This window comes from Paenibacillus bovis, from assembly GCF_001421015.2.
In the GTDB taxonomy this organism is placed as follows: Bacteria; Bacillota; Bacilli; order Paenibacillales; family Paenibacillaceae; genus Saccharibacillus; species Saccharibacillus bovis.
Map to the genome: position 1 here is coordinate 4191830 of NZ_CP013023.1, position 11983 is coordinate 4203812.

The 11983-nt window shown below is 49.1% G+C and carries 9 protein-coding genes and 1 tRNA gene; all 10 read right to left on the bottom strand.

The annotated features are described in order from the left end of the window. Positions 1–194 precede the first annotated feature (194 nt). The 10 genes from AR543_RS17890 to lspA all read right to left on the bottom strand — a co-directional run bounded on the left by AR543_RS17890 (position 195) and on the right by lspA (position 11632). Positions 195–268: transfer RNA gene (locus tag AR543_RS17890), tRNA-Ile, on the bottom strand. A gap of 321 nt (positions 269–589) precedes the next feature. Beyond that, positions 590–1231: an orotate phosphoribosyltransferase gene (pyrE, locus tag AR543_RS17895; protein WP_060535770.1), complete on the bottom strand. Its 642-nt coding sequence runs from the start codon at positions 1229–1231 to the stop codon at positions 590–592. After that, the gene (gene pyrF, locus AR543_RS17900; protein ID WP_060535771.1) at positions 1218–1964 is read right to left on the bottom strand and encodes an orotidine-5'-phosphate decarboxylase; all 747 of its coding nucleotides are present in this window, start codon (positions 1962–1964) and stop codon (positions 1218–1220) included. Before pyrF ends, pyrE begins: the two co-directional genes overlap by 14 nt. Before the next feature lie 126 nt (positions 1965–2090). Next, the gene (gene carB, locus AR543_RS17905) at positions 2091–5387 is read right to left on the bottom strand and encodes a carbamoyl-phosphate synthase large subunit (RefSeq protein ID WP_060535772.1); all 3297 of its coding nucleotides are present in this window, start codon (positions 5385–5387) and stop codon (positions 2091–2093) included. Between the two features lie 2 nt (positions 5388–5389). Further along, entirely contained in the window at positions 5390–6520 is a 1131-nt protein-coding gene (gene carA, locus AR543_RS17910) for a glutamine-hydrolyzing carbamoyl-phosphate synthase small subunit (RefSeq protein WP_060535773.1), read from the bottom strand. A gap of 107 nt (positions 6521–6627) precedes the next feature. Further along, complete coding sequence (locus AR543_RS17915; RefSeq protein ID WP_060535774.1) at positions 6628–7950, bottom strand: dihydroorotase; 1323 nt, start codon at positions 7948–7950, stop codon at positions 6628–6630. Positions 7951–8089: 139 nt separating this feature from the next. Further along, entirely contained in the window at positions 8090–9001 is a 912-nt protein-coding gene (locus AR543_RS17920; protein WP_060535775.1) for an aspartate carbamoyltransferase catalytic subunit, read from the bottom strand. Then, on the bottom strand, positions 8998–9558 hold the full coding sequence (gene pyrR, locus AR543_RS17925; protein ID WP_060535776.1) for a bifunctional pyr operon transcriptional regulator/uracil phosphoribosyltransferase PyrR: 561 nt from the start codon (positions 9556–9558) through the stop codon (positions 8998–9000). Before pyrR ends, AR543_RS17920 begins: the two co-directional genes overlap by 4 nt. A gap of 544 nt (positions 9559–10102) precedes the next feature. Continuing rightward, positions 10103–11059, bottom strand: coding sequence for an RluA family pseudouridine synthase (locus AR543_RS17930; protein WP_060536838.1), 957 nt, complete (start codon positions 11057–11059; stop codon positions 10103–10105). Between the two features lie 81 nt (positions 11060–11140). Next, complete coding sequence (gene lspA, locus AR543_RS17935) at positions 11141–11632, bottom strand: signal peptidase II (protein WP_060535777.1); 492 nt, start codon at positions 11630–11632, stop codon at positions 11141–11143. Positions 11633–11983: the final 351 nt, after the last annotated feature.

Consider the following 11983-nt stretch of genomic DNA (forward strand, 5'->3'; position numbering starts at 1 on the left):
TCGGGAATACGATCTGGAACAAGGCCGCTGATTTAAGGAGGTGGCTGATCCATGAAATTCGTATTAATCATTGTGGTCATCGTTCTGTTAATTGTACTGTTACAAAGACGCAGAAGACGTTAATTTATATTTCCATAACAAAAAGGACAATCCATAATGTCATCAACTGACAATGGATTGTCCTTTTTTTGTTATGGGCCCAGAGGGACTCGAACCCCCGACCAACCGGTTATGAGCCGGTAGCTCTAACCAACTGAGCTATAGGCCCCTGTGACCAAAAAGAGCATTCTCTTCTGGTGCATCAAGTAAACAGCGACTTAATTAATATAACGCATCCCATTTACCGCTGTCAATATTTTTTCACAACCACTGGCAGATTAAGGTAATCCGCTTTATTCTTATACTCATTCATTGTCAGATATAGCGAATGTATTCGCTGGATAGAACGCAATAAATAGACCAGTCTATGTCTGAATACGATAGTATGCTTACATAGGCTGGTCTTATTGGTCTTGTACTGCTTGATACTATATATTGCTGCTATATAGTTCTATAGTTCGCAGCATTTAGTGATAGCTACACGATACTGTTATTTACCAAATGCAGCAGGGTCTTCTCTCCAGGAATGCAGTAGGTTAAGATCACCGGGCTGTATTTTCCCCATTTCGACAGCTTTATCAATCAGGGCTGCATAGTTGGACAATGTCTGCAGCGGCAAGTTCGCATCTGCAAAAGCCTGTACGGCCTTGTCCAGCTGATAGCTGAAAATAGCCAGTACCGCCAGCGGATCTGCACCTACTTCACGTACTGCTTCCGCAGCCTTGATCGAGCTGCCGCCAGTGGAAATTAGATCTTCGATAACGATTACTTTTTGTCCTTCTTTGATCAGTCCTTCGATCTGGTTCTGTTTGCCATGTCCCTTGGCTTTGTCTCGGATATAGGCCATCGGCAGATCCAGCTTCTGAGCGACCCAGGCAGCGTGAGGAATACCGGCTGTTGCTGTTCCGGCAATGACTTCAGCATCCGGATACTGCTCACGAATAATCATCGCGAATCCGTCGGCAATCTGATCACGGATATACGGGTAGGACATGGTTAGCCGATTGTCGCAATAGATGGGTGACTTGATACCGGATGTCCACGTAAAAGGCTCCTGCGGACGCAGTGCGACCGCTTCAATCTGCAGCAAGGCTGCGGCAATATGAGCTGGAATTTCTTCAATCGTTAACATGATTACTCATCTCCTCTATGATTTGTTCGGCAGCTTCTCTCGGGTCTGCTGCACCGGTAATCGGACGACCTACAACCAGATAATCATTACCTGCTGCTATAGCCTGTCCAGGTGTCATGATCCGTGTCTGGTCCCCGGCAGCACTGCCTGTCGGACGAACGCCAGGGGTAACGGTGACAAAGGACTTTCCGCAGATTTGCTTGATTGCCGGACCTTCGAGTGGTGAAGAAACGACTCCATCCAGTCCGCTTTCCCGGGCCATTTGTGCATAATGGACGACGGTATCTTCCACTTTGCCGGCAATGCCGATTTCCCGATTCATTACTTCCTGCGATGTACTGGTAAGCTGGGTCACAGCAATAAGCACAGGACGCCGCAGACTGGAATCTTCGGATATTGCCTGTTCCATTCCGGCTACAGCGGCTGCCATCATCTGGCGTCCGCCAGCAGCATGCACATTGAACATATCAACGCCAAGACGGGTAATGCTGTGAGCACCGCCTTTGACAGTATTGGGAATGTCATGCATTTTCAGATCCAGAAAGACTGAATAGCCTCTGGATTTCAGATCGCGAATAAAATCAGGCCCTGCTGTGTAAAACAGCTGCATACCTACTTTAATATAACAGGGAATGCCTTCCAGATGGGTGATCAACTGTGCGGCTTGTTCTGTATTTGGATAATCCAGTGCGACGATCAACCGACGGGCTGCCGTATGTAGAGCTTGACTCATCGTTCCACTCCTTTTTCTATCCTGCTTTTTTTACTATATCCAAGCGGATGTATTAATACAGATATGCGCACACAAATGACGGCGGACGCAAGTATGGTCCGCCGCATATGTGATTAATCATCTAAGTTAGCTGAGAATGGTCTCTTGATCTTCCAGTTGACCAACGACTGCCTGGATATTCAGACTTTCCTTATCCTGCTGCTTCTCCTTGCTTAGGGAAGGCATCGCATAGGAAGAGAAATTGATCGTATCCAGCATGGTCAATAGTGCTTCGACAGTATCGAGGGAAGTCATACATACGACTCCATTTTCTACTGCTTCGCGGCGGATACGGAATCCGTCACGCTCCGGTGTTTTGCCTTTGGTCAGTGTATTGACCACGAAGTTCGCATGTCCGCTGCGGATCAAATCCAGTATATTCGGCGTTCCTTCGGACAGCTTGTTGACTACCGTTACCGGAATATTGGCTGCTTTCAGCGCTTCCGCTGTACCGCCGGTAGCGATAATTTTGTAACCGAGACGATAGAATCCTTTGAGCAGACGAACCGCTTCATCCTTATCTTTGTCGGCTACGGTAGCAATCAGTGCACCTGTAGATGGTATTTTCATACCGGCACCGATCAGGCCTTTGTACAGCGCTTTGGCATACAGCAAATCGCGGCCCATAACTTCACCGGTAGATTTCATTTCCGGTCCGAGTGTTGGTTCTACGCGGCGCAGCTTGGCAAAGGAGAACACGGGTACTTTGACTGAGACATGGTCGCTTTCCGGCCACAATCCTTCCTGATAGCCCAGATCCGCCAGCTTGCGGCCCAGAATTGCCTGTGTCGCTATATTGGCCATCGGAATATTGGTGACTTTGCTCAGGAACGGCACAGTACGGGAAGAGCGCGGATTCACTTCGATCACGTACACTTCATTTTGGAAAATAACGAACTGGATATTTACCAGACCGACCGTTTTCAGTTCCTTGGCAATTTTCACTGTAATATTGACGATTTTTTCTTTGAGCTCTGCGGACAGATGCTGCGGCGGATAGACGGCGATCGAGTCACCGGAGTGAACGCCTGCACGCTCTACATGCTCCATGATTCCTGGTACGACTACTGTATCGCCGTCACAGATCGCATCCACTTCGACTTCCTTGCCGAGCATATAACGGTCGATCAATACCGGATGTTCCGGATTGATCTTGACCGCTTCTACCATATAACGCAGCAGTTCCTCATCCGAGTAGACAATCTCCATCGCGCGTCCGCCGAGTACGTAAGATGGACGCACCAGCACCGGATAGCCGAGCTTCTGTGCTGTCTCAACCGCTTCGTCTACAGACAGTACGGTGCTGCCTTGTGGCTGGGCGATATTCAGACGGGACAGCAGCGCTTCGAACTTTTTGCGGTTTTCCGCTTCATCGATACTTTCAAGACTGGTGCCCAGAATCTGAACCCCTGCTTGCTGCAGCGGAGCAGCCAAGTTGATGGCTGTCTGTCCACCGAACTGTACGATAACGCCTATCGGCTGTTCCTGTTCGATAACGTTCATGACATCCTCGAAGAATAAAGGTTCAAAGTAGAGTCGATCCGATGTGTTAAAGTCGGTCGATACCGTCTCCGGGTTGTTATTGATAATAACCGCTTCATAACCAGCTTCCTGGATTGCCCATACAGCGTGTACGGTAGAGTAATCGAACTCGATACCCTGTCCGATACGGATCGGTCCGGAGCCGAGCACGACAATCTTCTCCTTGGTCGCCTGGGTAACTTCATTTTCGGTCTCGAATGTAGAGTAGTAATATGGCGTTGTTGCTTCAAACTCGGCAGCACAGGTATCTACCATTTTGAAGACAGGCATCATGCCGTTTTGCTTGCGATAAGCACGGATCTCATGTTCATTGCTGAACTTGTCTTCCGGCTTGTTCTGACGGCGCAGTTCAGCAATCGAACGATCGGTAAAGCCCAGACGCTTGGCTGTATATAGGGTCTCGTCAGTCAGCTCATCCTCCATCGTAATGACGGATTCGTAAGCGACGATACGCTCGATTTTGTCCAGGAACCACCAGTCGATATTGGTCAGCTCCTGAATCTGATCCAGACTGTACCCACGACGGAATGCTTCGGCGACGAGGAACAGACGCTCATCATCAGCCTTGGTCAGACGTTCATCCAGCTTGCTGTCTTCGATTTCATTCGCACCCGGAAGATTTAGACGGTGAACACCTATCTCCAGTGAGCGTACCGCTTTGTGAATCGCTTCTTCAAAGGTACGGCCGATAGCCATTACTTCGCCGGTTGCTTTCATCTGGGTACCCAGTTTGCGGTTGGCACCTGTGAATTTGTCAAACGGCCAGCGAGGAATTTTGGCTACGATATAATCAAGTGTCGGCTCGAAGCAGGCATATGTCTGACCGGTAACCGGGTTCATGATTTCATCCAGCGTATATCCAAGGGCGATTTTCGCTGCCATTTTGGCGATCGGATAACCTGTCGCTTTGGATGCAAGCGCCGAGGAACGGCTGACACGTGGATTCACTTCGATGACGTAGTACTGATAGCTTTGCGGATCAAGAGCGAATTGTACGTTACAACCACCTTCGATATTCAGGGCACGGATAATTTTCAGTGAGGCAGAGCGCAGCATCTGGTATTCACGGTCAGATAGCGTCTGGCTCGGTGCAACGACGATACTGTCACCGGTATGTACGCCAACCGGGTCAAAGTTCTCCATATTACACACGACGATACAGTTGTCGTTGGCGTCCCGCATAACTTCGTACTCGACTTCTTTCATGCCGGCGATACTTTTCTCTACCAGACATTGTCCGATCGGACTATAGCGCAGACCGGCCGCTACTGTCTCGCGCAATTCTTCTTCATCTATACAGATCCCGCCGCCGGTGCCGCCCAGTGTATACGCCGGACGTACAATGATCGGATATCCAATCTCGTTGGCGAAAACAATGGATTCCTCCAGGGTAGTGACGATCGTGCTATCCGGAACCGGCTGATCCAGTTCACGCATCAGGTCGCGGAACAAATCGCGATCTTCCGCTTTTTCTATCGAGTTCAGCTGGGTACCCAGCAGTTTTACATTTTCTCTTTCCAGGACGCCGGCACGTGCCAGTTCGACTGCCATATTCAGACCGGTTTGTCCGCCGAGTGTTGGCAGCAGTCCATCCGGACGCTCTTGACGAATGATCTGGGTAACGAATTCCAGTGTGATTGGCTCGATATACACTTTATCCGCCATATTCGTATCAGTCATAATCGTTGCTGGGTTGCTGTTAATCAGTACAACCTCTACGCCCTCTTCTTTGAGTGCCTGGCAGGCCTGTGTACCTGCATAGTCAAACTCGGCCGCTTGACCAATAACGATCGGTCCGGAACCTATAACGAGGATTTTTTTGAGTTCTTTATTTATCGGCATACTTAGCGAGCTCCTTTCACAGCGGCCATCATCTCGGCCTGACGTGTTTTCTTGGGGTTTTGCTGCTTATGTTCACGGATCATGTCCAGGAACCGGTCGAACAGATAACTGTTGTCAAATGGACCTGGTGCTGCTTCCGGATGATATTGTACCGAGAATGCCGGATATTTGCTGTGTTTCAGTCCTTCAATCGTTTTGTCATTATTATTGATATGCGTCACTTCCAGATCGGTTCCCTGAATCGATTCTTCCTTGACGGTATAACCATGGTTCTGTGAAGTGATGTAGCAGCGGCCTGTGCTTAGATCCTTGACCGGATGGTTGCCGCCGCGATGTCCGAATTTCAGCTTTTCGGTATCTGCGCCGCAAGCAAGTGCGAACAGCTGATGACCCAGACAGATGCCGAAGATCGGATATTCGCCCAGCAGTTCGGCAATTACGCCGGCTGCTGCCATCACATCCTTGGGATCTCCAGGTCCATTGGACAGCTGGATGCCATCGGGATGCAGACGGCGAATCTGTTCTGCTGTCGTATCCTGAGGAACGACGACCACATCGCATCCGCGCTGTGTCAGTTCGCGCATAATACCGCTCTTGGCACCGTAGTCGATCAGTACGATCCGTTCCTTGGCACCGGGGCTACTGTAGATATGACGGGTTGATGTCTGGCTGACCTGATCAACAGATGAGCTGGTCGCCTGCAGACGTTCCATCAGTTCTTCCGGCGACAGAGCAGCTGTACTCAGAATCCCTCGCATGGTACCCTGGTGGCGAATACGACGGGTCAGCATCCGTGTGTCGATATCGCTAATGCCGATAATTCCATATTCCCGCAGCAGTTCATCAATTGTATACTGGGCACGCCAGTTGCTGGGAACAGGCTCATGCCGGCGAACGACGAATCCATTAATAAACGGGCGTACGGATTCAAAGTCATCACGGTTGATTCCGTAATTTCCGATCAGCGGATAGGTCATGGTAACGATCTGCCCACAGTAGGAGGGATCAGACAGTACCTCCTGATAACCGGTAATTCCTGTATTGAATACAACCTCGCCTGTTGTTTCACCTTCCGCTCCAAAACTCCGGCCGGTAAATAATGTACCGTCTTCCAATAACAATTTTGCCTGCATTTCCGATTCACTCCTCTGTCATTCTCGAAAGTTATTATTAACGGGTATACAGTTCCTATCACCCGTTCTGTATGCTCTATGAATAATTATATCACATTATAGTATATTTATGCACTAGGAGTTATAACTTCTTGTGCCCACACGACTTGACCGTCTACAATCGTCATCGTTGGCCAGCCTTGCAGCTTCCATCCTGTAAAGGGTGTATTCTTTCCTTTGGAAGCAAAATCTGCAGGATCTACAGTCCGTTCTTCTTCCAGATCAATCAGGGTAAGATCAGCAGGCGCGTTCTTTTCCAGACGTCCACTTTCCAGACGGAATACTCTTGCCGGGTCTGCTGTCATACGCTGCACGAGCATTTCGAGTGACCAGCGTCCGGTTTTGACAAACTTGGTATAGAGAAGCGGGAAAGCTGTCTCGAACCCGGTAATACCAAACGGTGCCAGCTCCATGCCTTTTGCTTTTTCCTCGGCACTGTGCGGTGCATGGTCGGTAACGATCATATCCAGCGTACCGTCTTCCAGCGCAGCGATGCAGGCTTCCACATCACGCGGCGAACGCAGCGGCGGATTCATTTTCCAGTTGGCATCCAGACCGGGAATATCTTCACTGGAGAGGATCAGATGATGCGGACATACCTCAGCTGTAACGTTGATACCGATCGATTTGGCCATGCGAATCAGCCGGATCGACTGCTCGGTGCTGACATGGCAGACATGATAATGAACGCCGGTTGCTTCTGCAAGCAGGATATCGCGGCCGACGTGGATCGCTTCTGATTCGTTAGGTATTCCTTTGAGTCCATGCTTGCGGGCAAATTCACTTTCGGCTACTGGTGCGCCGACTACCAGGGAATCGTCTTCACAGTGAGCGATAACCGGCATGTCCATAGAAGCAGCCAGTGTCATGGCATCCTTCATCATCTGGGCATTCTGTACACCTACACCATCATCCGTGAATCCGATCGCGCCCGCCTGCTTGAGTGCGGCAAAATCGGTCAGCTCGCGTCCGAGTTCATTATACGTAATCGCTGCATAAGGCAGTACTTTAACGCCATTTGCCTCTGCTGCTTTGTCCAGTACAAGCTGTATGACTTCGGGTTTGTCTGTTACCGGCTTGGTATTTGGCATACAAGCGATTGTCGTGAACCCGCCTTTAGCCGCAGCCTGTGTTCCTGTTGCTATCGTTTCTTTGTGTTCAAAGCCCGGTTCGCGCAGATGCACATGCATATCGATCAATCCCGGTGTGAGCAGCTTGCCGGATGCATCAATCTGTGTAATCTGCTTATCCTCGGCAGAAATCAGAATCTCGCCGACCGAAGTCGTTCCGGGGAATATTCCTTTGATCCTGCCGGATTCTATCCATACATGTGTGCTTTCCAGCTGTCCTTGTCCGTTCAGTACATTCGCATTTTTTATGAAAAGTGTCATCATTGACCTCCGAAAGTAGGCTTCAACCATCCCTGATTCCCGGGTGGATGCGCTCATGTATTTTCGGTATCCGCTCTGCTGCTTATTTTCTACAGAAGCGGATACCTGATATCTATTCAGTCATTCCGTACTGTATGAGTTAATTACGCAGCGCGCGTTCGATCACAGACATGCGTACCGGCACACCATTTTGCATCTGGGTAAAGATTTTGGATTGTGCACTTTCAACCAGTGCATCGTCGATTTCGACATTCCGGTTAACCGGAGCCGGATGCATAATGATTGCATGTTTTTTCATTCGCGCAGCACGTTCTTCGGTCAGTCCATATTGCAGTCGGTAATCTTCGGCTGACTTGAGCATCCCTGTCGCATGGCGTTCCAGCTGTACACGCAGCATCATGACCACATCAGCCTGCAGTGCTTCTTCCATGCTGATATAATGCGCATCCGGCAGATCTTCGGCCTTCATATTATCCGGCGCACAGAAGCTGACTTTGGCGCCCAGGGCTTGGAGTGCCCAGTAGTTGGAGCGTGCTACCCGGCTATGCAGAATATCGCCGATAATCGCGACATGCAGCCCTTTCACTTCGCCAAAATGGCTACGCATCGTATACAAATCCAATAATGCCTGTGTCGGGTGCTCGTTGTTACCGTCCCCTGCGTTAATCAGCGGCACGCCTACTTTGGCTGCCAGCTCCTGCAGTACACCAGCAGGCTTGAGGCGGATAATGCCCGCGTCAATGCCCATGCTCTCCAGTGTACGTACAGTATCATAGATCGACTCGCCTTTTTCCACACTGGAAGCGGCAGCCGTAAAGTTCAGTACTTCGGCACCCAGACGTTTCTCTGCCATTTCAAAAGAAAAACGGGTGCGGGTGCTGTTCTCGAAAAACATATTCGCGACGAATTTGGATTGCAGAACCGATACCTGCTTTTCCGTGTGGGCATCCCAGTAGGCTGCCCGGTCCAGAATCGATGTCAGTTCATGAGCACTCATGCCTTTGAGACCGAGAAGACTGCGTTGACTCAGTGTAGGTACTGCCATGATCATACAGTCACCTCCCGGTTTTGCATAATGTTGACCTGATCGCTGCCGTCCACTTCGCTCAGGCGAACTTCGATTTCTTCCAATTTGGAAGTCGGTACGTTCTTACCGATATAGTCAGGCCGGATCGGGAGTTCCCGGTGGCCGCGATCAGCCAGTACCGCCAGCTGAATCTGCTCGGGTCTGCCGCAGTCCATCAGTGCATCCATCGCTGCACGGATCGTTCTGCCGGTATAGAGTACATCATCGAACAGGATCACTTTTTTGCCGCTAATATTCAGATTTTCCGGAGTCAGCATGGTATGGCCTGTCAATTCTGTCTGCTCTTGCTTGCGGTCGTCCCGGTAACCAGTGATATCCAGCTCACCATAAGGAACGGTGGCCCCTTCAATTTCCTGTATACGTTCTGCCATACGTCTCGCCAGGTAGACACCGCGAGTCCGAATACCGACAATAATACAATCTTCAATCCCTTTGTTTTTTTCCAAAATCTCGTGTGCTATACGGGTCAGAGCACGGCGGATAGCCGTCTCGTCCATGATAATGTGTGTATCCATTGTCATGATTCATATCCTCCTCGGGTTTGTGCTTCGTACACCTAAGGCCCCGTGGTTAACATTCGACTGTTATGATAATCTCGAAATCTCTGGCCATCTGGGTACAGGATATAAAAAAAGACTCCCTGCCCCAAAACGGCAAGGAGTCTCGAGTCATCGACCGCAGTCATGACTGTCATACTCAGACGCACTGTAACATCACCGCTCCATCAGAGGGTGTACTTACAGTGAACATCATTCACGTTACCTTGCCAGTCTCACGGGACTGAATTAAAGGTGCTTATTCATCTGCATTGAATTATGACAGAAAGGATCTCACCTGTCAACCTTATCATTTTTTATCCTGGTTAAGGTATGCCTGTTATGTATCTTTCTGAACCCCTATCTGATGTACCAACTTGCTTGGGAATATTTTCACTTGTTGATCTTCCTTCTATTATCTGCTTATCTGCAAAAAATAAAAAGCCTGCCTTCCTGAGCGGAATGACAGACTTTGTAAACAGGCTATTTCGTATTCACTTTATTCATTGAATCCGGATAAAGGATGGTATTAACGATTGCGCAGTGCGTGCAGCTCCTGCTCCATATCCTCTGGAATAGGCGCTTCAAATTCCATATATTCACCTGTAGTCGGATGTTCGAATCCGAGGATGGCTGCATGCAGTGCCTGTCCTTTGACAAAAGAAGCTTTGGCACGGACGCGTCCATACATAGGATCACCCACCAAGGGATGCTCAATAAACTTCATATGCACACGAATCTGGTGCGTACGCCCAGTCTCCAGACGCAGCTCGGCTACCGTGAAGTCACCAAAACGCTCGGTTACCGCGAAATGGGTCACTGCGCGCTTGCCATTGCGATCGGTTACTGTGAACATTTTGCGGTTCTGGGAAGCGCGGCCGATCGGCGCATCGATGGTACCATGATCATGCTCGATATTGCCATGTACCAGTGCAATGTATTTGCGTGTAACGGTATGGTCTTTCAGTTGAGCAGATAGGGAAGCATGGGCTTTGTCATTTTTGGCAGCCATCAGCAGTCCGCTGGTATCCTTGTCGATCCGATGTACAATGCCTGGACGCAGCTCGCCATTAATACCGGACAGATCGGTACAATGATGCATCAGCGCATTCACCAGCGTACCCGAAGAATGTCCTGCTGCCGGATGAACAACCATTCCGCGTGCTTTGTTCACCACGATTACATCCGCGTCTTCATATACAATATTCAATGGAATATCTTCCGGCTCAATCTCTACCGCCGACAGATCCGGTACACGTACTACAACTTGCTCGCCTTCTACCAGTTTGCGATTGGCTTTGACAGGCTGCTCATTCACAGTTACGTGACCGCCACTAATCCACTGCTGTACCTGGGACCGGGAAATGCCTTCCGGCAGACGATCTGCAATATATTTATCGATACGTGCTTTGGCTTCATCGGCAGTTACTGTCCATTCCAGCACTTCCGCGCCTGCTTCTTCGCCGTCTTCCAGCATATCATCCATTTCCGCTGTTATTTCCAGCGTATCCATCTCTTCTGTTGTTTCCAGACCCTCGGTCTGATTATGATTGTCCTGCTTGCTCACTTATACATTCTCCTCTTCCTGATTAACAGGCTGTTTCTTCTCGCGGATCATATCCAGCAGCGCGTCCAGAATAATGAGCGCCACACCGACAACAATACAGGAATCCGCTACATTAAAGATCGGGAAGGTGTAACTTCCAAAGTTAAACTGAAAGAAATCGACGACTTCACCCATACGTGCACGATCTATAAAATTGCCGACCGCTCCGCCAAGCACAAGCGACAATGCCAAAGGCAACAGCTTATCCGGACGTGATTTCACCTTTTGGATATACCATACGATCGCAGCTACAACGACAATAGTAATAACGATAAAAAACCAGCGCTGATTTTGCAAAATACCAAAAGCAGCACCCTGATTACGATGTGATGTAATCAGGAAAAAGTCACCGATTACCGGAATTTGTTCTCTTAGCTCCATTCGTGTGGCCACAAAGTATTTGCTGATCTGGTCGATAATAATAGCCACGAGCGCAATTACATAATAGATCACGTTCATCCTCCACCCTGTTTGTTCAATCCCTGTGCCGGCGGCAGCGGATATTAACTATCATTTTGTCCGTTTGCATCATGAACACAGCTTTTCCTATTGTAGCATAGGGAGAAATGATGCGTCTATTGATCGACTGCAGATCGGCTTAACATATAATAAGCCTCACGATTTTATGCTGGTTTCTTACAATCACACGAGTAAGCTTCAGTATTGTATTCATTTTACTTATGTTGGAGCAGTTATGCTTATTTTATATCCAGTTATATGATCTGTATGCATTTATATGTATAGTTATGAAAATCCCTCCTCGGGTTCCATAGGTATGCTATCCGCTAATAGCGTACCCATTTT